The sequence below is a fragment of the Rhodohalobacter barkolensis genome, from assembly GCF_002834295.1.
Classification (GTDB): Bacteria; Bacteroidota; Rhodothermia; order Balneolales; family Balneolaceae; genus Rhodohalobacter; species Rhodohalobacter barkolensis.
Map to the genome: position 1 here is coordinate 89,349 of NZ_PISP01000004.1, position 19,489 is coordinate 108,837.

33 protein-coding genes are annotated in these 19,489 nt (G+C 40.2%); 3 read left to right on the plus strand and 30 right to left on the minus strand.

Annotated elements, in window-relative coordinates:
* The first annotated feature begins 1,603 nt into the window (after positions 1 to 1,603).
* Together CWD77_RS12855 and CWD77_RS12860 are read left to right on the plus strand one after the other, a co-directional pair.
* The gene (locus tag CWD77_RS12855) at positions 1,604 to 2,314 is read left to right on the plus strand and encodes a hypothetical protein (protein ID WP_101073983.1); all 711 of its coding nucleotides are present in this window, start codon (positions 1,604 to 1,606) and stop codon (positions 2,312 to 2,314) included.
* Positions 2,307 to 3,635 (plus strand): ABC1 kinase family protein, encoded by a 1,329-nt coding sequence (locus CWD77_RS12860; protein ID WP_101073984.1) that lies wholly within the window; start codon positions 2,307 to 2,309, stop codon positions 3,633 to 3,635. The genes CWD77_RS12855 and CWD77_RS12860 overlap by 8 nt, the downstream gene beginning before the upstream one ends.
* Positions 3,636 to 4,069: 434 nt before the next feature.
* Here CWD77_RS12860 and CWD77_RS15575 read toward each other — a convergent pair whose 3' ends face one another.
* On the minus strand, positions 4,070 to 4,231 hold the full coding sequence (locus CWD77_RS15575; RefSeq protein ID WP_165779152.1) for a hypothetical protein: 162 nt from the start codon (positions 4,229 to 4,231) through the stop codon (positions 4,070 to 4,072).
* A gap of 237 nt (positions 4,232 to 4,468) precedes the next feature.
* Between CWD77_RS15575 and CWD77_RS12865 the strand changes: the two genes are divergently transcribed.
* The gene (locus CWD77_RS12865) at positions 4,469 to 4,687 is read left to right on the plus strand and encodes a hypothetical protein (protein WP_101073985.1); all 219 of its coding nucleotides are present in this window, start codon (positions 4,469 to 4,471) and stop codon (positions 4,685 to 4,687) included.
* A 124-nt stretch (positions 4,688 to 4,811) separates the two neighbouring features.
* Here the strand turns inward: CWD77_RS12865 and rplQ are convergent, their stop codons facing one another.
* From rplQ to rpsJ, 29 genes are read right to left on the minus strand one after another with little or no spacing between them, the layout of a single operon-like run.
* Positions 4,812 to 5,390, minus strand: a complete 579-nt coding sequence (gene rplQ / locus CWD77_RS12870; protein ID WP_101073986.1) for a 50S ribosomal protein L17 — start codon at positions 5,388 to 5,390, stop codon at positions 4,812 to 4,814.
* 14 nt (positions 5,391 to 5,404) lie between these two features.
* The gene (locus tag CWD77_RS12875; RefSeq protein WP_101073987.1) at positions 5,405 to 6,382 is read right to left on the minus strand and encodes a DNA-directed RNA polymerase subunit alpha; all 978 of its coding nucleotides are present in this window, start codon (positions 6,380 to 6,382) and stop codon (positions 5,405 to 5,407) included.
* A 27-nt stretch (positions 6,383 to 6,409) separates the two neighbouring features.
* Positions 6,410 to 7,015, minus strand: a complete 606-nt coding sequence (rpsD, locus tag CWD77_RS12880; protein ID WP_101073988.1) for a 30S ribosomal protein S4 — start codon at positions 7,013 to 7,015, stop codon at positions 6,410 to 6,412.
* 19 nt (positions 7,016 to 7,034) lie between these two features.
* Positions 7,035 to 7,448, minus strand: coding sequence for a 30S ribosomal protein S11 (gene rpsK / locus CWD77_RS12885; protein ID WP_101073989.1), 414 nt, complete (start codon positions 7,446 to 7,448; stop codon positions 7,035 to 7,037).
* Positions 7,449 to 7,468: 20 nt separating this feature from the next.
* On the minus strand, positions 7,469 to 7,846 hold the full coding sequence (gene rpsM, locus CWD77_RS12890; protein WP_101073990.1) for a 30S ribosomal protein S13: 378 nt from the start codon (positions 7,844 to 7,846) through the stop codon (positions 7,469 to 7,471).
* 18 nt (positions 7,847 to 7,864) lie between these two features.
* Complete coding sequence (rpmJ, locus tag CWD77_RS12895; protein WP_101073991.1) at positions 7,865 to 7,981, minus strand: 50S ribosomal protein L36; 117 nt, start codon at positions 7,979 to 7,981, stop codon at positions 7,865 to 7,867.
* A gap of 12 nt (positions 7,982 to 7,993) precedes the next feature.
* Positions 7,994 to 8,212: a translation initiation factor IF-1 gene (gene infA / locus CWD77_RS12900; protein WP_101073992.1), complete on the minus strand. Its 219-nt coding sequence runs from the start codon at positions 8,210 to 8,212 to the stop codon at positions 7,994 to 7,996.
* The gene (gene map / locus CWD77_RS12905) at positions 8,205 to 9,014 is read right to left on the minus strand and encodes a type I methionyl aminopeptidase (RefSeq protein ID WP_101073993.1); all 810 of its coding nucleotides are present in this window, start codon (positions 9,012 to 9,014) and stop codon (positions 8,205 to 8,207) included. Before map ends, infA begins: the two co-directional genes overlap by 8 nt.
* A complete protein-coding gene (secY, locus tag CWD77_RS12910; protein ID WP_101073994.1) occupies positions 9,014 to 10,321 on the minus strand; it encodes a preprotein translocase subunit SecY in 1,308 nt (435 codons plus the stop codon). Before secY ends, map begins: the two co-directional genes overlap by 1 nt.
* A gap of 31 nt (positions 10,322 to 10,352) precedes the next feature.
* Entirely contained in the window at positions 10,353 to 10,805 is a 453-nt protein-coding gene (gene rplO / locus CWD77_RS12915; RefSeq protein WP_101073995.1) for a 50S ribosomal protein L15, read from the minus strand.
* Positions 10,806 to 10,830: 25 nt separating this feature from the next.
* Positions 10,831 to 11,355, minus strand: a complete 525-nt coding sequence (rpsE, locus tag CWD77_RS12920) for a 30S ribosomal protein S5 (RefSeq protein WP_101073996.1) — start codon at positions 11,353 to 11,355, stop codon at positions 10,831 to 10,833.
* Between the two features lie 13 nt (positions 11,356 to 11,368).
* Positions 11,369 to 11,737, minus strand: coding sequence for a 50S ribosomal protein L18 (gene rplR / locus CWD77_RS12925; RefSeq protein WP_101073997.1), 369 nt, complete (start codon positions 11,735 to 11,737; stop codon positions 11,369 to 11,371).
* A 21-nt stretch (positions 11,738 to 11,758) separates the two neighbouring features.
* A complete protein-coding gene (gene rplF, locus CWD77_RS12930) occupies positions 11,759 to 12,313 on the minus strand; it encodes a 50S ribosomal protein L6 (protein WP_101073998.1) in 555 nt (184 codons plus the stop codon).
* 21 nt (positions 12,314 to 12,334) lie between these two features.
* Positions 12,335 to 12,730: a 30S ribosomal protein S8 gene (gene rpsH / locus CWD77_RS12935; protein ID WP_101073999.1), complete on the minus strand. Its 396-nt coding sequence runs from the start codon at positions 12,728 to 12,730 to the stop codon at positions 12,335 to 12,337.
* A gap of 17 nt (positions 12,731 to 12,747) precedes the next feature.
* A complete protein-coding gene (rpsN, locus tag CWD77_RS12940; RefSeq protein ID WP_101074000.1) occupies positions 12,748 to 13,017 on the minus strand; it encodes a 30S ribosomal protein S14 in 270 nt (89 codons plus the stop codon).
* A gap of 25 nt (positions 13,018 to 13,042) precedes the next feature.
* A complete protein-coding gene (gene rplE / locus CWD77_RS12945; RefSeq protein WP_101074001.1) occupies positions 13,043 to 13,588 on the minus strand; it encodes a 50S ribosomal protein L5 in 546 nt (181 codons plus the stop codon).
* A gap of 8 nt (positions 13,589 to 13,596) precedes the next feature.
* The gene (gene rplX / locus CWD77_RS12950) at positions 13,597 to 13,950 is read right to left on the minus strand and encodes a 50S ribosomal protein L24 (protein WP_101074002.1); all 354 of its coding nucleotides are present in this window, start codon (positions 13,948 to 13,950) and stop codon (positions 13,597 to 13,599) included.
* 13 nt (positions 13,951 to 13,963) lie between these two features.
* On the minus strand, positions 13,964 to 14,332 hold the full coding sequence (gene rplN / locus CWD77_RS12955; protein WP_101074003.1) for a 50S ribosomal protein L14: 369 nt from the start codon (positions 14,330 to 14,332) through the stop codon (positions 13,964 to 13,966).
* Positions 14,333 to 14,356: 24 nt separating this feature from the next.
* Positions 14,357 to 14,620 carry a 30S ribosomal protein S17 gene (rpsQ, locus tag CWD77_RS12960; RefSeq protein ID WP_101074004.1) on the minus strand — a complete coding sequence of 88 codons (264 nt, stop codon included), beginning with the start codon at positions 14,618 to 14,620 and terminating at the stop codon, positions 14,357 to 14,359.
* A gap of 3 nt (positions 14,621 to 14,623) precedes the next feature.
* Positions 14,624 to 14,821 carry a 50S ribosomal protein L29 gene (gene rpmC / locus CWD77_RS12965; protein ID WP_101074005.1) on the minus strand — a complete coding sequence of 66 codons (198 nt, stop codon included), beginning with the start codon at positions 14,819 to 14,821 and terminating at the stop codon, positions 14,624 to 14,626.
* An 18-nt stretch (positions 14,822 to 14,839) separates the two neighbouring features.
* Positions 14,840 to 15,262, minus strand: a complete 423-nt coding sequence (gene rplP, locus CWD77_RS12970) for a 50S ribosomal protein L16 (RefSeq protein WP_101074006.1) — start codon at positions 15,260 to 15,262, stop codon at positions 14,840 to 14,842.
* Positions 15,263 to 15,280: 18 nt separating this feature from the next.
* Positions 15,281 to 16,021 (minus strand): 30S ribosomal protein S3, encoded by a 741-nt coding sequence (gene rpsC, locus CWD77_RS12975; protein ID WP_101074007.1) that lies wholly within the window; start codon positions 16,019 to 16,021, stop codon positions 15,281 to 15,283.
* Positions 16,022 to 16,033: 12 nt separating this feature from the next.
* Entirely contained in the window at positions 16,034 to 16,414 is a 381-nt protein-coding gene (gene rplV / locus CWD77_RS12980) for a 50S ribosomal protein L22 (protein ID WP_101074008.1), read from the minus strand.
* A gap of 17 nt (positions 16,415 to 16,431) precedes the next feature.
* Complete coding sequence (gene rpsS / locus CWD77_RS12985; protein ID WP_101074009.1) at positions 16,432 to 16,701, minus strand: 30S ribosomal protein S19; 270 nt, start codon at positions 16,699 to 16,701, stop codon at positions 16,432 to 16,434.
* 5 nt (positions 16,702 to 16,706) lie between these two features.
* On the minus strand, positions 16,707 to 17,540 hold the full coding sequence (gene rplB, locus CWD77_RS12990) for a 50S ribosomal protein L2 (RefSeq protein ID WP_101074010.1): 834 nt from the start codon (positions 17,538 to 17,540) through the stop codon (positions 16,707 to 16,709).
* Positions 17,541 to 17,553: 13 nt separating this feature from the next.
* Positions 17,554 to 17,844 (minus strand): 50S ribosomal protein L23, encoded by a 291-nt coding sequence (gene rplW / locus CWD77_RS12995; RefSeq protein WP_101074011.1) that lies wholly within the window; start codon positions 17,842 to 17,844, stop codon positions 17,554 to 17,556.
* Entirely contained in the window at positions 17,841 to 18,491 is a 651-nt protein-coding gene (gene rplD / locus CWD77_RS13000) for a 50S ribosomal protein L4 (protein ID WP_101074012.1), read from the minus strand. Before rplD ends, rplW begins: the two co-directional genes overlap by 4 nt.
* A complete protein-coding gene (gene rplC, locus CWD77_RS13005) occupies positions 18,491 to 19,132 on the minus strand; it encodes a 50S ribosomal protein L3 (RefSeq protein ID WP_101074013.1) in 642 nt (213 codons plus the stop codon). Before rplC ends, rplD begins: the two co-directional genes overlap by 1 nt.
* 16 nt (positions 19,133 to 19,148) lie before the next feature.
* Positions 19,149 to 19,460, minus strand: a complete 312-nt coding sequence (rpsJ, locus tag CWD77_RS13010; RefSeq protein ID WP_101074014.1) for a 30S ribosomal protein S10 — start codon at positions 19,458 to 19,460, stop codon at positions 19,149 to 19,151.
* Positions 19,461 to 19,489: the final 29 nt, after the last annotated feature.

Sequence of the window (19,489 nt, forward strand, 5' to 3'; positions counted from 1 at the left end):
TCTTCAAGTCTTCCCAAGGCTCACTCAATAATCTGTCTATATTTCACTACCTTCAAAGAACAATTTTTCCCGCCACATCAACTCCACCCTACCAGGCATTTCGCTTTTGCGACAGATTCCAAACTTACGAGTTTCCGTATCCCAATGTCAAGCATTAAGCCGGAAATTTTCAGAAAGTTTTTAAGGAACATCCTCCCGAGTTAAACACGCAATAAATTGCAGATTGGCTGCGTTTTTTTGAGCATTTCGTTTTCTCGAAAGGATCATAAATATAGGGGGTAAACCGTATCCAAGTCAACCCATTTTTGAATCTTTTTTAATAAACTTTTCCACATTCTACCGAGCCGACAGAAAAGCGCTTTTTGTCGCAGGTCGCAGGTCGCAGGTCGCAGGTCGCAGGTCGCAGGTCGCAGGTCGCAGGTCGCAGGTCGCAGGTCGCAGGTCGCAGGTCGCAGGTCGCAGGTAAAAGTTTTGTTGTCGCTATGTTCTGAGCAAATATTTTATGGGGTGTTTTTTTTGAATGATGAATTATGAATATCGAATTTTGAATTTTGAAGTGTGTTCCAACAATTTGACGCATAAGACTGTTGAGAGACCACCTGCTTCGGCGGGGCAGTATGTTTATAGCCTTGGGTGAGCAAGGCGAAGCCCGGGATATAAACGGCCCCAAATAATTTTCGCCGAACAGGGAGAATGGCTTGATGTGCTAAACAGGATTGAGGCGATCATTCCTCGTATTTTTTTACACCGTTAAACAGCAAATACCCTAATGTATAAAAAAAGATAATGATTTTGACCAAACCTAGCTTTCTACTAACCGCCTCAAAGATACTTTTGTGAATAATCTACTCTCTCTGTTCGGCGGAGAATTTACTGACATCTTGCTAACCCCACGCTAAAGCATGGGGCTATTCTCCTTTTACCCCTGCGGGGGTTTTTAATTAACGAATGTTGAATACCGATTTGCGAAATGTTTTCCTACAGCTTAAAACATGAGAAATGAATCATGCAACCGGTCGATACAACCTGCCCCGGCGGGGCAGAATGTAATTAGCCTCGGGTAAAGTGAAACGAAACCCGGGGTATAAACGGCCCCAAATAATTTTCGCCGAACAGGGAGAATAGTTTGGAGTGTAAAACAGTATTGAGGCGATCCTCAACCGAGCGCATTTTTGTAAACATTTTTCAACGACGCCTGTGGACCCGTTATACAGGGTTGAATTGACTAGAAAATAACGAATGTCGATTTCCGAAATGACTTCCTGCAGCTTGAAGTTCAAGGCTTAAAAAACTCGTCGTACAAATTCGGCAGTAGATAACTCTCTACAAACTCGAGAAAACGTGAGTGCACGCCGTTAATCTCAAACCAACTTTCAAGCGTCAACCCGTCAGCCTGCAACTGCAGCATGCCGACGGGACGTACACTCTTTTTTAATTTCATCCGAACCTTTAGCCCCGCTGAAGATGTTGTATCGAATGAAGAGACCCGATTCAAATCATCCCGAGAAATTAACGAATCAATCTCTTCATCTCTCTTACAGCGAGAACTGCTACATCAATGATGATTTTTAAGAAATGAAGCATTTTAAAGAAATACACCACCATGGATAAAGAGACGCGTTTAAAAATTAAGATATCGGAAGCGGCAACAAAGCGATATCTCAGCAACAACCGATTTACGATTCAATCACTTGCGGAATCTCTGGATATAAGTTCAAAGGATATCTTTGATCTCTTTCCTAACCGAAGATCAATATTGGATTTTTACTATGAGTCCAGACTGATACTCTATAGAGATTCTCTCGAAAACCTAGAGGATTATCGTGAATTTACACTGAGCGAAAAGTTAAACCATCTTTTCCTAACTCTGCTCGACTCTTTTGAGGAGCATCGGGAATTTATTCTCTCAACGTATAAAGAGAAGGTGGTGTGGGATAAACGCAGAAATGCTTTCAGAAAATTGTTTAAAGAGGAAGTAAGGGAGATTTTCAAGAACGACTCTAAGGTTTCCCGCTCCTCATTCATCATACAAAATGAACTGCTTTGGAAATCCATTTTAATACAGTTTCACGGACTCATCGCGTTTTGGTCCAAAGATTCAAGCCGGATGAGAGAAAACAGTATGGCGCTGGCCGACAAATGGAGTTCTTTCATCGAAGAGATTTTCTACACCCGGATTATCGACAAGGGATTTGATCTTGGAAAATTCCTGTGGATGAACTCATCTCTTAATAAATGCATCACGGATGAAAACTTCAGGCTTCCATCTCTGTGTGGATCAGATCAAAAAAATGAGGAGAAAAAGCATGAATGATTTTCCATCTTCGAAGTTCGACCGTGGTAAGATTTTTGCCAAAACCGGTCTTAAAGTGGGAACAAACTACGCAAAGCACTACCTGAAATCGATCACATCGGGTAACGGTGATAAAAATGCTTTGCACCGTCAAACGGCAGAGGAAGTATTTGGTGAGTTCACAAAACTGCGGGGCACTGCGCTAAAAATTGCCCAGTCTTTTAGTATCGACCAGGGATTTCTGCCGGAGGAGTTTGCCGAGGTGATGACAAAAGCCCAGTACAGCGTCCCTCCCATAAACCGATCCCTTGTCCGGAGCATCATCAAAAAAGAGCTGGGCAGCTACCCCGAGCAGCTATTTCAATCGTTTGATTCAAAAGCGATGGCGGCAGCTTCCATCGGACAGGTTCATCGTGCAACGCTAAAAGATGGAACAGAGGTGGCTGTAAAAGTTCAATATCCCGGTGTAAGGGAAACGATCTCTTCTGATATTGCACTGGCAAAAACACTTCTCAAACGAATTGCTTCAGATAGTGCCACTATTGAAGAATATATCGATGAGGTGAAGCAGACACTGATCATGGAAACAGATTATATTCATGAAGGAGAATCAATGGAGCGATTTCATGAGCGGTTTGAATCTGAAACCGTAGCCACCCCACGCTGGATTAAAGAGTACTCTACTGAACGTATATTAACCATGACATACCTGGAGGGGAAACATCTGAATGAGTTTTTGGAATCAGATCCTACTCCGGAAGAAAAGAATCGTTACGGACAACTTATGTGGGATTTCTTTCACAATCAGATCAAAGGTGTTGCTGATGGAATTCTGGAGTTTCATGCCGATACACATCCGGGTAATTTTCTTTTAACTCCTGATGGAAAACTTGGAGTGATTGACTACGGCTGTGTAAAAACATTTCCCGAGGATTTCTTTTTCAACTATCTGAAACTTCTTCCCACGCATCTAAACCGCGATGAAGAGGAAATCAAAAAATTGTATAAAGAATTGGGAGTACTGAGTGATGATCCGGAAAACAGCAAGAAGGAGAAACGCTTTTATGATTTCGCGCTCAACTACGGATTCACCTTTGCCCTGCCCTACCTGGAGAACTCATTCGATTTTGGAGATAAGGAGTATCGATCTATTATGAAAGAATACACCAAAAACGCTCCGATTACCAATGAACCGCGCGGCAGCAAATATTTCATCTACAGCACCCGGGTACATCTCGGCCTCTATCACTTCTTGATGAAACTGGGAGCAAAGATAGAGACGAAAAAATCGAGAGAAATTGTGGAGAGTGTTTTGGGTCAATTTGAAGGGAAGTATGTGTAATCATAAAATAGATGGGGTAATTGAGCCACGTAATGACTTTTTTCTTTTAATTTCGATTTTGGTGATGATATTTATGTCATATGTCGGGTTGAATAAATGTACCATACCCACGGCATTCTAGATAATATTCGCATCATAGAATCAGAGGTTGAAACCTGTGGCTATGATGTTGGGCATGGCTACGCCATTTGGGTTGGGAAGCAGAACCGTATCGAAATCCCTACCCATTCGTTGTAAAAGGCCCTGAACAAAATCACAGAAGGTTAAACCATATTGAATAATCCAGTGTCATAGACACGCTAACACATCATAGCCCCACAATTCATTGTGGGGATTCAAAATGGAAAACCACTCCAAGAGTGCCGCAGGCACGATCCACGTGACCGGGGATTTCCTGGCTAAAGATCATATTGTAATCCCAAACCTGTCAGGTCTTAAATCTTGGTGTAATCCAATCCAAACATGTGTCCCATGCCTACGGCATTCTGGCTAGGTACCGTATTCAAAAACCACAGGTTGAAACCTGTGGCTATGATGTGGATCACGGCCACGCCGTTTGGGTTGGAAAGCAGAACCGTATCGAAATCCCTACCCATTCGTTGTAAAAGGCCCTGAACAAGATCACAGAAGGTTAAACCATATTGAATAATCCAGTGTCGTAGACACGCTAACACATCATAGCCCCACAATTTATTGTGGGGATACAAAATGCTAAACAAACCCACAGAGTGCCGTAGGCACGATCCACGTGACCGGGGATTTCCTGGCTAAAGATCATGTTGTAATCCCAAACCTGTCAGGTCTTAAATCTTGGTGTAATCCAATCCAAACATGTGTCCCATGCCTACGGCATTCTGGCTAGGTACCGTATTCAAAAACCACAGGTTGAAACCTGTGGCTATGATGTGGATCACGGCCACGCCGTTTGGGTTGGTAAACAGAACCGTATCGAAAGAACAATTTTTCCCGCCACATCAACTCCACCCATCCAGGCATTTCGCTTTTGCGACAGATTCCAAACTTACGAGTTTATCAAACAAAACCCAAAATAAAAGTTAAAAAGTTTGGCTAATTTTGCGTCATTCGATTCACTTATTTGCTACTGCCGAATTCCGCAACAGACTTTCAATATAAGGAGTAACCTCAACCTAAGTCAAGGTTACTTTGAAAGTTTTTTTACTTTTCTTCAGATGGGCTATCAGCTTTCTCTTCTTTCTTAGAATCTGATGATGCTTTCGTCTCTGCTGGTTTCTCTTCTTTCTTTGCCTTAGGAGCTTCTTTGTTCTCCTCAGACTTCACCTCTTTTGAGGTCTCTTCTGTAGACTCGGTTGGTTTATTTGACTTACCGGCTCTACGAGTTCGTTTCTTCTTCTTATCAGCAGATTCTGGTTTTACATCGTTAAAATCAACTAATTCGATAACTGCCATTTGAGCAGAATCACCTAAACGTCTGCCAAGCTTTAATACTCTGGTATATCCGCCAGGCCGATCTCCAACTTCAGGGATGATGTTATCAAAAAGTTCAGTAACAGCATACTTATCTCTTAACTTAGAGAATACCTGCCGTCTGTTGTGTGTAGTATCTTCTTTAGCCTTTGTAATAATAGGCTCAACAAATGTTCTTAACTCCTTAGCTTTAGGCAGAGTTGTTTGTATACGCTGCTTTTTAATTAAAGCTACAGCTAAAGCCTGTAATGTGGCTTTTCTGTGTGGAGTCGATCTTCCTAATTTTCTTCCTTTAACTTGGTGACGCATGATTGGTTATCCTATTATTTGTCAAGATATTTGGAAACATCCATTCCAAATTCCAAATTCTTTTCTTCGATTACTTCTACAAGTTCAGAAAGTGACTTTTTACCAAAGTTTCTGAACTTCAATAAATCCTGTTCTTCTCTTGAAACAAGTTCAGCAATAGAATTAATATTTGCTGACTTCAAGCAATTGTATGCTCTTACACTCAAATTAAGATCTTCGATACTGGTCTTAAGCAAGCTCGCTACTCGCTGTTTCTCTGCATCAACCTCTTCTTCCTCTTGAGTGAATGGCTCTTCAATTTTCTCTGTAATAAACTTCTCTATATGCTCTTTGAGAATTTTACCGGAAATAGTGAGAGCTTCTTTAGCATTCAAAGACCCATCTGTAGTCACGTTAAGAACTAATTTTTCGTAATCAGTTCTCTGCCCTACACGAACATTATCAACATCAAACTGAACTGATTTGATAGGTGTGAAAATTGCATCAATTGGCATCAAGTTTACATCGTCTTCAAATTCAGATGCCATTTCCTCTGCAGGTACATATCCACGGCCACGGCCTACTCGAAGTTCGATATCAAGATCAACGTCTTCAGAGAGGGTTGCAATAACCATATCAGGATTCAATACATCGAAATCTGCAGTAGCATCATCGATGTCTTTTCCTGTAAAATTACCGGGCCCTTTAATGGACATAGTTACAACTCCGCCACTTTGCTCAACCTGCTTGAATCTAATCTGCTTCAGGTTCAGAATAATCTCATAGACATCTTCTTTCACTCCGTCTATACTTGAATATTCATGATCAACACCGTTAATCTTTACAGCGGTAATCGCTAAACCCGGCAGTGAGGATAAGAGCACTCTTCTGAATGAATTACCAATGGTAACACCAAATCCTCTTTCAAGTGGTTGAAGAATAAATGTACCAAAAGTTTCTGTTTCTTTTTCTACCTCAAGTACTTCAGGCATTTGTAAACTATAGCTGTTCATAGCTGGATCTTTAAAAGACTGTTTAAATTATTTAGAATAAAGCTCAATAATCAACTGAACGTTGATATTTTCAGGTATTTCTTCCATTACCGGTTCATTTAAAAACTTACCGGTCTTTGTTTTCTTATCCGTTTCTAGCCACTTATACTTGCTTGTAGAATAGCTTTGCAAGGTTTCATTTATTAATTCTAAATCGCGTGATTTCGGTCGAACAGTAATCACATCTCCCGATTTTACGTGATAAGAAGGAATGTTTACAACCTGGCCATTCACAACAATGTGCTTGTGAGAAACTAACTGTCTGGCTTGTCTTCTGGTTCTGGCAAATCCCATTCTGAATACAACATTATCCAATCTGGACTCTAACAACTGCAAGAGAACTTCACCGGTAACACCTTCCTGACGGTTAGCCTTTTCGTATAAATTACGGAATTGCTTTTCAAGTAAACCGTAAGTGTATTTTGCCTTTTGTTTTTCATCAAGCTGAATAGCATATTCAGATTTTCTGCTATAACGGCTTCTTCCGTGTTGGCCCGGGCCATACGGTTTTCTTTCTAATGCGCTGCTTGGACCGAAGATTGGTTCTCTAAATCTACGCGCTACTTTTTGTTTTGGACCTCTGTATCGTGCCATTTAATTAAATGTATTTATTTTAAACTCTTCTTCTTTTTGGAGGACGGCATCCATTGTGTGGTATTGGAGTACGATCTTTAATCGATACAACTTCCAATCCGCTTGTAGCCAAAGCACGAACGGCTGCTTCTCTACCTGAACCGGGACCTTTTACAAAAACTTCTACTTTACGGAGCCCCATGTCGTATGCTGCTTTAGCTGCAGTTTCTGCACTAAGCTGAGCTGCATACGGTGTATTTTTTCTAGAACCTTTAAATCCTTCTTTTCCGGATGATGACCAGGACAACACATTGCCATTTGCATCAGTAACACTTACCAAAACATTATTAAACGTTGCCTTTACAAAAGCCATCCCATTAGGGTTCGCAATCTGCTTTTTCTTCTTTTTCCTTGCTACCTTTTCAGTCGCAGTTTTTCTTTGTCTTTTAGCCATTAGATTAAAAAATTAAACGATTATTTAGGAGCTTTCTTTTTACCGGCAACAGTTCTTCTCTTGCCTTTACGTGTACGTGCGTTTGTCTGTGTACGTTGTCCGCGAACCGGTAAACCTTTTCTGTGCCTTACACCACGATAACTTCCGGTTTCTATTAAACGACGGATGTTACCATTGATTTCAGTGCGAAGTGCACCTTCAACTTTAAGGTCATTATCAATGATTGAACGCAGAGCAGCCACCTGGTCTTCATTCCAGTCCACTACTTTGGTATCATAATCAATACCTGTTTCGTCCAAAATTTCTTTTGCCGTGGTTTTACCAATTCCGAAAATGTAAGTTAACGCGATAACGCCACGCTTCTGTTTCGGTAAATCAACACCTGCGATTCTTGCCATAAATCAAATCCAATATTTTTAACCTTGCCGCTGCTTATGACGCGGGTTCCTTTTATTAATTACATAGACACGACCTTTACGCCGAACTATTTTGTCGTCAGAACTTCTTTTCTTAACTGAGGATTTAGTCTTCATTGTAATCCTATTTTACTTGTAACGATATGTTATTCTTCCTTTCGTTAAATCATACGGAGACATTTCAACCTGTACTCTGTCGCCCGGTAAGATTTTTATGTAGTACATTCTCATTTTACCTGATACGTGAGCCAATATTTCATGCCCGTTATCTAGTTCCACACGAAATTGTGCGTTAGGTAATGCTTCTAAAATTTTTCCGTCTTGCTTTATAGGCTCTTGTTTAGCCATAATGCGTTTCTAAAATTTCATTTTTTGTGATCTCAGCAATATAATTAAAAGTACTGAGAATTTCAGCTTTTCCTTCTCTTACTACAATATCATGCTCAAAATGAGCTGCCCTGGAGTTATCAGCAGTAACGATTGTCCATCCATCAGACAATGTTTTTACTTTCCAGGTTCCTTCTGTAATCATCGGTTCAATTGCCAATGTCATACCTGATCGCAATCTTTCACCACGACCCGGTTTGCCATAGTTCGGAACAGATGGATCTTCGTGCATATTTTTTCCGATCCCATGACCTACAAGATCTTTAACTACACCAAAACCTTCGGCTTCATTGTGCTTTTGAATAGCAGCGCCAATATCGCCAATTTTATTTCCATGTATTGCTTTTTCAATCCCTTTATAAAGAGATTCGAGTGTTGTTTTTAACAGATTTTTGGTCTTGTCATCACACTCACCCACTACAAATGTATAAGCATGATCACCAAAATACCCGTCCTTCTCAACACCGCAATCTATAGAAACGATATCTCCTTCTTTAAGCTCTCGCTTACCGGGAATACCATGTACTACTTCTTCATTAATTGAAATACACAAACTAGCCGGAAAAGGATTCTGTTTTGATCCATAACCCTTAAACGCAGGCCTTGCATTATTTTCTTTAATAAAATCTTCAGCTACTCTATCAAGTGTACCGGTTTGAACACCCGGGGAAATTTTCTTAGCAACTTCAGCTAATGTTCTGGACACTAACTGTGCAGCTTCCCTCAGTTTTTCAATTTCCGATTCACTTTTCAGGTAGATCATCAGGCTCTTCGTCTTCCTTTGATCTTACCTGATTTCATAAATCCATCATAGTGTCTCATCATCAGATGGCTTTCAATTTGCTGAAGGGTGTCTAATGCAACACCCACAATAATCAGCAAACTCGTTCCACCGTAAAAGAGAGCAAAACCGGGTGTAACTCCCATTCTTGCTACAATCGCAGGCATAATCGCCACGAATGACAAGAATAACGAACCGGGTAATGTAATCTTTGTCAAAATGTTGTCAATAAATTCAACAGTCTGCTTACCAGGTCTAACTCCAGGGATAAATCCACCCTGTCTCTTCATTGTATCTGCCATCTCTTTCGGATTCACTGCAATGGCAGTATAAAAGAAAGTAAAAAACACACAGATGATGAAAAATATGATCGAATAAGTAATTCCTGTAAAATCGGACGACCAGGCGGTTAACCATTGTACAGTCTGATTTTCCGGAAAAAATGTTCCTACCGTACTGGGTATAAACATAATTGACTGAGCGAAAATAATAGGCATTACTCCTGCTGCATTAACTCTAATCGGTAAATACTGCGTAGTGCCACCATAAACTTTTCGACCAACAACACGCTTTGCATACTGTACCGGAATTTTTCTTGTTCCCTGAGTTAAGAGTACACAAGATGCGATAACTAGTGCCAAACCTGCTAACTCAACAATGATAATAATTGCATTGTTCGTAGTCTGGATCTCATTCATCAAATTCGTAGGCAACACCGCAATAATACCAATCATAATCAGCAGTGAAATACCATTCCCAATTCCCCTGTCAGTAATACGTTCACCAAGCCACATTACAAATGTAGTACCTGCGGTTAGGACAACAATCGAGGTAAATATAAATGTAGCATTAGACACTACGATGGCATCTGGTGAAGTTGCCATTAAATTAATAGCAAAACCAATCGCCTGTACAGCAGTAATACCTACAGTTCCATATCGTGTTAAACGATTAATTTTCCTTCTACCTTCCTCACCTTCACGCTGAAGTTTTTGGAAGTAAGGAACCGCAGCACCCATCAGCTGAATGATAATCGCTGCAGTAATGTAGGGCATAATTCCAAGAGCAAATACACCGGCTCTCGAGAAAGCTCCACCTACAAACAGGTCAAAAAGCCCCAACAGGCTAGATGCATCTCCTTGCGATTGAGTTAGTAAACTTGCGTCTACTCCGGGCATCGTAACATAACTACCGATACGATACACCATAAGAACTCCGACCACATAGAGAATTCTATTCCGGAGGTCTTCGATTTTAAATATGTTTCTAAAGTTTTCTATTAAACTCATTAGATATATTCAACTGAGATGATTGTGGCTGTTACGAGATGATAGTTACTTCTCCGCCTGCGGATTCAACTTTTTCTTTTGCTGAATTGCTGCAAGCGTGTACTTCTATAGATACTTTTTGACTAATTTCGCCAGTACCCAAGAGTTTCACTCTTTCTTTATCGTCAACTAAACCGGCACCCACTAAATCATTAATGGTTACATTTTCAGTTAAACGACCAGCCTCAATAAAATCAGCTACTTTTTGAACATTTAATGCTTGGTATTCTGTTCTGAATGGATTCTTAAATCCAAATTTCGGAACTCTTCTTTGAAGCGGCATCTGTCCACCTTCAAACCAGGCTTTCACTTTACTACCACTTCTGGATTTTTGACCGTTATGGCCCCTTCCAGATTGTTCGCCCATACCGGAACCTTGTCCACGCCCAACTCTTTTACGAGTTTGCTGGTTGGTTATCGGTGCTTTTAAATTGTGTAATTTCATGATAGATCTCTATTAAAACGATTGATTATCCTTCAAAGACTTTGCTTACGCTAACTCCTCTACGTTGAGCAACCTCAACAGGGTCGGTCAATTCTCTCAGAGCTTCATAAGCAGCTTTAACCATGTTATGCGGATTTGATGATCCCAAAGATTTTGAGAGGATATTATGGAATCCGGCAACCTCTAAAATAGATTTTACAGGACCACCGGCAATTACACCTGTACCTTCAGCAGCCGGTCGCAAAAGAACCTTACCGGCACCCTTTTTACCCACAACTGGATGGTGTATACTTCCTGATTTAGTAATCGGTACTTTAATCAGGTTTTTCTTGGCATTATCAAAGCCTTTTTGAATTGCATCGGCAACTTCATTTGCCTTACCCAATCCGTGGCCTACAACACCTTCACCATTACCAACTACTACAATTGCATTAAAGCTGAATCGACGACCACCTTTAACCACTTTAGAAACTCTGTTAATGTGAACGAGCTTCTCTTCAAGGTTCAAATTAGCAGCCGGGATGTTATGTTTTCTTCTTACTTTAGGCATAATTCAAATAATTTTATAGGTCTAATCCTCCTTCACGGGCACCATCAGCAGCTGCTTTAACAACACCGTGGTACTTATATCCACTTCTGTCAAAAACAACTTTTGTAATTCCCTGGTCTTTTGCTACTTCAGCAAGAGCCTTGCCTACTAGATGTGCAGCTTCAACACCTGGTTTGTCTTTTAATTCCTTCTCTAAATCATCAGATTTAGTTGACATCGCTGCCAAGGTGGCATTTTCTCTGTCATTAATAAGCTGCAGGTAAACATGCTTATTACTTTTGAAAATGCTCAATCGTGGCCTTTCAGCTGTACCGCGGATCGTAGAACGAATTCGTCTGCGGATCTTATTTCTACGTTCTATCTTTTTCTTATTCTTCTTCATAGTTCTAAAAGATCTCTAAAATTATTTAGCTGCAGATTTACCGGCTTTTCTACGTACATACTCATCAACGTAGCGGATTCCTTTCCCTTTGTAAGGTTCGGGCTTACGAAGAGATCTGATTTTAGCCGCAACTTGACCGACCAACTCTTTATTCACACCACTGATATTAAGAATTGGATTTTTCTTTGTTTTAGTATCCACTTCAATATCAATTCCTTCCGGAGGCATAAAATAAATTGGGTGTGAATAACCCAGGTTCAATTCAAGAACACCGCCAGAAAAAGCAGCACGATAACCTACACCGATAATTTCGAGTTGCTTTTTATAGCCCTCAGAAACTCCTTTAACCATATTGTCAATTAAAGAGCGGTAGAGACCGTGGAGCGATTTATGTTCTTTCGAATCGCTGCTGCGAGATACAATAATCTCACTTTCTGTAGTTTCTACTTTAATTTCAGGATGTATACGCAGTGTACCGGTTCCTTTTTCGCCTTTAACAGTAGCTACGTTATCGGCATCAATAGAAAACTCAACGTTTTTCAGTAATGGAACGGGCTGCTTACCTATTCTGGACATAACTTTTCTCTAATTCTTTTATTAGTAAACAGTGCAGAGAATTTCTCCGCCTACATTTAGTTTACGAGCTTCTTTGTCTGTCATTACACCTCTTGAAGTTGATACAATTACAACTCCCAGACCATTGTAAGATCTCGGTATATTGTCAGATGAACTGTACTTTCTTAATCCCGGCTTGGATACACGTTTCATCTCGCGAATTACAGGCTTTCCATAGGCATCATACTTCAAGAAGATCCTGATAATACCTTGTTTGCCATCTTCGATATCGATGAACCTATTCACGTAACCTTTATCCACAAGAATCTTTGTCATTGCCCGTTTAATTTTCGAAGCGGGAATGTCAACGCGTCTGTGGCCGGCACGCTGTGCATTTCTAATGCGTGTTAAAAAATCTGATATTGTGTCGCTTTGCATAATTTAAAATCTCCAGTTTACCAACTTGCTTTACGAATGCCGGGAATTTTACCATTTAAAGCAAGTTCACGGAATTTAATTCTTGATACGCCATACTTGCTTATATAACCTCTTGAACGTCCTGTAATTGAGCAACGATTTCTTACTCTTGTAGGACTTGCATCGCGAGGCAGTTTTTGCAACGCTTCGTAGTCGCCTGCTTCTTTAAGCTGACGTCTTTTCTCGGCGTATTTTTCTACTGTTCGTTTACGTTTTTCGTTTCTCGCTATCCAGGATTTTTTAGCCATTATCGAACCTTGTCTTAGTATTAAATTATTTTTTGAATGGCATTCCAAAGTGCTTCAAAAGCGTAAACGCCTCTTCATCACTTTCAGCTGAAGTAACAAACGTTACGTCCATACCATGCACTAATTTTGCCTTATCAACATCAATTTCAGGGAAAATGGTATGTTCTTTAATACCCATCGTGTAATTTCCTCTGCCATCAAAACTTTTATTTGGAACACCCTGAAAGTCTCGGGTTCTGGGCAGCGCCAAGTTAATGAGCCTGTCGAGGAATTCATACATTATTTTTCCTCTCAAAGTCACTTTACAACCAATTGGCATCCCTTCTCTCAATTTGAAGTTCGCAATCGATTTTTTGGCCTTGGTCTTTACGGGTTGTTGCCCGGTTATGGTTGCAATATTATCGCTAATGACGTCGAGTATCTTGGCATCATTCATAGCATCACCGGCACCAACATTGATTACAATCTTCTGTAATTTGGGTACACCCATGATGTTCTCATACTTAAACTCTTCTCTGAGCTTAGGTATAATGTCTTCTTTGTAATTTGTATAAAGTCTTGCTTCAGCCATTCTACTATTTATTTATCAATGATTTCGCCACTGGTTTTTGCATATCGCACCCAACGACCACCACCTTCTTCTTCAATTCTTTTGCGTCCAATCCGAGTTGGCTCGTCAGTAGTTGGGTCAATCACCATCACATTGGATATATGGACAGATGCTTCTCTTTTAAGGCGTCCACCTTGTGGATTATCCTGAGATGGTTTTTCGTGATGTGTTCTCATATTAATCCCTTCTACCAATACACGATCAGTTTTTGGATATACAAACAGAACACGACCTCGTTTCCCTTTGTCATTTCCGGCAATAACTAAAACGTTATCGCCTTTTTTAACATGTAATTTCTTTTGCGTGTTATACTTACGTGGCATAACAAATATGATTTTAAAGTACTTCCGGAGCCAGTGAAACAATTCTCATGAAATTTCTTTCCCGAAGCTCTCTGGCTACAGGTCCAAAAATCCGAGTTCCAACCGGTTCCTTTTCTTTGTTAATAATTACTGCCGCGTTTTCATCAAAACGAATATAACTTCCATCACGGCGACGAATTTCCTTTTTAGTTCTCACAACTACAGCTTGTACAACTTCTCCCTTCTTAACATTTCCTCCGGGTATCGCTGTTTTTACAGAGCATGAGATTAAATCTCCAATACGTGCATAACGTCTTCTTGAATCTCCAAGAACCTTAATACACATCACCTTTTTTGCGCCGCTATTATCGGCAACTGTTAATACACTTTGCGTTTGAATCATGAGCTTTACCTACAAGATTGAACGTTATTTTGCTCTTTCTACGATATCTACCAAACGCCATGTTTTGCGTTTTGATAGAGGCCGAGTTGACATTATCAATACAGTATCACCAATTTTGGCATCATTGTTTTCATCATGCGCCATATACTTGGTTGTTTTTGTAATAAACTTACCGTAGATCGGATGTTTAATCTGTCTGTCTACAGCAACTGTAATGCTCTTTTCCATTCGGTCACTTACTACCCGACCGGTTCTGGTTCTTCTTTGAGATCTTTGTGCTTCAGCCATAATTTATTCAGCACCTAATTTTTCATTAATAATCGTATTCAAACGGGCAATTTCCCGCTTGGTATTTTTTATTTTGGCCGGATTTTCAATTTGGCCAGCAATTGCTTTGTTAAATCGAAAGTTTTCCAAAGCTTCAATTTCATCTTTCAGCCTGGCCTCCAATTCCGTCATCGTTAAGTCTCGTAATTCGTGTGCTTTCATCTTTTAAACCTCTGTCAATTATACACCGTCGTAATCGCGACGCTTTATAAATTTTGTTTTAATTGGCAGTTTATTAGACGCACGTCTGAGAGCTTCTTTAGCTTGTTCTTCGCTAACACCAGCAATTTCAAACAGTATTCTGCCCGGTTTTACAACTGCAATATAGTGGTCCAGAGTACCTTTACCCTTACCCATTCGGGTTTCAGCAGGTTTACGTGTAATTGGACGATCAGGAAAAATTCGGATAAAAGTTTTACCGTCTCTTTGCAAAGTACGTGCGATGGTTACCCTGCACGCTTCAATTTGTCTAGAGGTGATAAACTTTGGTTCCAGGGCTTTTAGTCCAAAACTACCAAAAGCGAGAGTGTGTCCTCTCTGGGCATTCCCTTTGAGTTTATCACGATGAACTCTTCTTCTTTGTACTCTTTTTGGTTCTAACATTGTTCTATACTAAAACGGTTAATTTCTACTGCGTCTTTTCGATCTTCTGGATCTTCTGTCACCAGATTTACCGGAACGTTTGCGTTGCGGCTCATCATCCTGTTTTGTTTGAGAGCCCGGTGTTAAATCAACATCACCGATAATCTCGCCTTTGAAAATCCAAACGGTTACACCAATAGAACCATAAATGGTATTTGAAGTGGTGTTTGAGTAATCAATTTCAGCTCTCAATGTGTGCAGAGGTACACGGCCTTCTTTGTACTGTTCGGTACGTGCCATTTCCGCTCCACCGAGTCGACCGGAACATTTAATCTTAATACCCTTGGCGCCCATTCTCATCGCAGAAGAAACCGCTGTTTTCATAGCTCTTCTGAATGATACTCTTGCCTGAAGCTGCTGGGCAATATTCTGTGCTACTAAGCTTGCATCTAATTCTGGTCGCTTAATTTCACTTACATTGATCTGAACTTCTTTATTGGTGATTTTCTTGAGCTCCTCACGAAGGAGTTCAATTTGCTCACCACCTTTACCGATAATCACACCGGGTCTGGAAGTATTCAGTGTAAGTAATATTCTCTTGGGTGTTCGTTCAATAACGACGTTTGATAATCCGCCATTTCTTAAACGGGTTGCCAGATATTCGCGAAGCTTATGATCTTCCACCAGCATAGCCGGTTCATTCTCTTCAGAATACCAATTGGATTCCCATCCTTGAATGATTCCAAGTCTTAGTCCGGTTGGATTGGTTTTTTGTCCCAATGTTCTACTCGTTTATTCTTCTGTTACAGTTTCTTCCTGAAGCTTAGCAACAACCACAGTGATATGGCAGCTTCTTTTGTTAATTCTATGGGCACGTCCCATTGGAGCCGGTTGAATTCTTTTCAAAGTCACACCTTCATCAACATAAATTTCTTTGATAAACAGTAGGTCGTTATCCAACCGCTCTTCCTGAAATTTATCTCTCACATTTGCAGCAGCCGATTTAATAACCTTTGCCACATCTGTTGAAGATGATTTTGATTCAAAATCAAGCTTTGTAAGTGCCTTATCCACTCGCTCACCTCTTACAAAATTGGCTACCAGTCTCACCTTACGGGCAGACTTTCGGAGATGTTTTTGTACTGCTTTTGCTTCAAATACTGGCGTTTCCATCAATCAATCTCTTTTAATTATTTAGCCTTTTTTAAAGGATGGCCACGAAATGTTCTCGTTGGTGCAAATTCACCAAGTTTATGTCCAACCATATTTTCTGTAATGTAAACAGGTATAAACTGCTTGCCATTATGAACTGCGATGGTCAAGCCAACAAAATCCGGTGTTACCATTGAACCTCTGGACCAGGTTTTGATTACTTTCTTTTTGCCGCTCTCATTCACAGCATCAATCTTACGCTGAAGCTTATAGTGAACAAAAGGCCCTTTTTTTAGCGAACGTGGCATACTTATTAAGCTTTTTTAGTTTTTCGTCGTCTAACAATAAATTTAGACGATAACTTTTTCGGTTTTCTTGTCTTTTTCCCTTTGGCAGATTGTCCCCATGGAGATCTTGGATGACCTCCAGAAGCTTTTCCTTCACCACCACCCATTGGGTGATCAACCGGGTTCATCGCAACACCCCTTACTTTAGGTCTTCTTCCAAGCCATCTGTTACGACCGGCTTTACCTTTTGAAGTATTGAAGTGATCTGCATTACTTGTAGTACCAACAGTAGCAAAGCAATTTGCCAATACCATTCTAACTTCACCAGAAGGAAGTTTCACAGTAGCATACTTATCAGTTTTAGCAACCAATTGAGCATTTGTACCGGCACTTCTGCAAAGTTGACCACCTTTACCTGGAATCATTTCCACATTGTGAACAACAGTACCCAAAGGCATGCTCTTCAGTGGCATTGCATTTCCATTTTCAGGTGCGGCAGTCTTACTGCTGATTACAGTATCGCCAACACTCAATTTACTTGGAGCGATTATATATCTTTTCTCACCATCAGCATAAGCTAATAATGCAATTCTTGCAGTTCGGTTCGGATCGTACTCAATTGTTTGAACCTTTGCAGGGATATCAAATTTATTACGATGGAAATCAATTACGCGGTACTTACGCTTATGGCCTCCTCCTCGTCGTCGGGAGGTCATTCTACCACGGTTGTTTCTACCACCGGATTTACCAGCTCCTTGAGTCAGAGACTTCTGCGGCCTGTTTGTGGTTACATCATCAAATACTGGTGCAACACGATGGCGCTGTCCGGGGGTTGTTGGTTTTAATTGCTTAGTAGCCATTGTCTAAATTTCTTTAAATTTCGCTGAAAAAGTCTATTTCTCCTTCCTTGAGCGTAATAATCGCTTTCTTCCATACTTTGCTTCTTCCACTTACAAATCCACTTTTAGTAAATCTGCCTTTCGGTTTGGAAGGAACAATAATCGTATTCACTTTAGCAACTTTTACTTCAGGGTACTTCTCTTCAACAGCTTTTCTGATCTGTGGTTTTGTTGCATTTCTACTTACTTCAAATGCATACTGCTGATGCTCTTCCTGAAGACGAGTCAGTTTCTCAGTAATTAATGGTTGAACTAATACACTCATGCTGCTTCCTCATCAACTTTTGGTTCGATGCTGTTTTCAAGAACAGATACTGCACTTTCCTGAAATATGACAACATCAGCTTTCATTATTTCGTAAGTAGATGGCTTACTGGCTTCCAATACACTAACACCAGGAATGTTACGGGCTGAAATAAATATGTTTTTATTCATTTCTGAAGTTAAAAGAAGCACTTTTTTACCATCCAGTTTCAAAGCGGTTAAAAGCTCAACTACTTGCTTTGTTTTAGGCGCTTCGTAAGAAAAATCTTCAACAACAACCAGTGACTCTTCTGAAACTTTTAGTGAAAGAGCTGATTTACGAGCAAGTCTTTTAGCTTTCTTGGAAAGGTTTACGGTGTATGTTCTTGGTCTAGGACCAAAAACAGTACCACCACCTTTTAAAAGTGGAGAACGGATTGAACCTCGACGGGCCATACCGGTTCCTTTTTGCTTGTACGCTTTTTTACCGCCGCCTCTTACTTCGCCTCTTTCTTTTGTCTTAGCTGTACCTTGACGGCTATTAGCTTGAATACGACGAACATCTTCGTACAAAACTGTTTCATTAGGCTCGATAGCGAAGATAGAATCACTCAATTGAGCCTTTTTCTTACTGCTTGTTCCGTCAGTTTTATAAATCGTTAATTCCATCAGGCTAATTTCTGTGATTGATTATAAATCTCTACGTAACCACCTTTAGATCCCGGTATTGATCCGGTAATCATCATCAGGTTTGATTCCGGAAGAATCTTAGCTACAGAAAGATTTTTAATTTTAGTTCTTTGATTTCCGGATCGTCCGGCCATTTTCATCCCTTTAAAGACGCGGGATGGATCAGATGCCTGACCGATTGAACCAGGTGCTCTTTCCCGGTTATGCTGACCGTGTGTTTGGTCACCAACACCATGGAAATTATGTCGCTTAATTACACCTGTAAATCCGGTTCCCTTTGAAATTCCGGCTACATCAACATGATCTCCTACAGTGAAAACATCATCAATGTTTAATTCATCGCCTATTTCAAATCCTTCAGGAATGTAATCTCTGAATTCAGTTACAATTCTTTTAGGCTCAGATCCGGCTTTTTCAAAATGCCCATTCAGCGCTTTTGATATATTTTTTCTCTTTTTATCAAAAGCTGCTATTTGAACGGCATTATATCCGTCACTTTCTTCTGTTTTTATCTGGGTAATTGTACAAGCAGGTACTTCGATCACTGTGACAGCAATACTGCGTCCCAATTCATCAAAGATACTTGTCATTCCCACTTTTTTTCCGATTAAACCACTCATGGTACTTTTGGAATTTTTACACTTTAATTTCTACATCCACGCCAGAAGGAAGCTCTAGCTTCATCAGGGCATCAACGGTTTGTGAACCGGTTGACAGGATATCTATCAACCGTTTATGTGAACGATACTCAAATTGTTCTCGTGATTTTTTATCCACAAAAACAGATCTGTTAACTGTGATAATATTCTTATTGGTCGGCAATGGAATTGGACCGGATACCACAGCTCCTGTTGATTTCACAGTCTGAATAATCTTTTCAGCTGATTTATCAATCAGGTTATGATCGTACGATTTAAGCTTAATTCTTATTTTCTGTTGTGTTGCCACTGTTAAAATCCTTTAGTCAAGTATTTTAG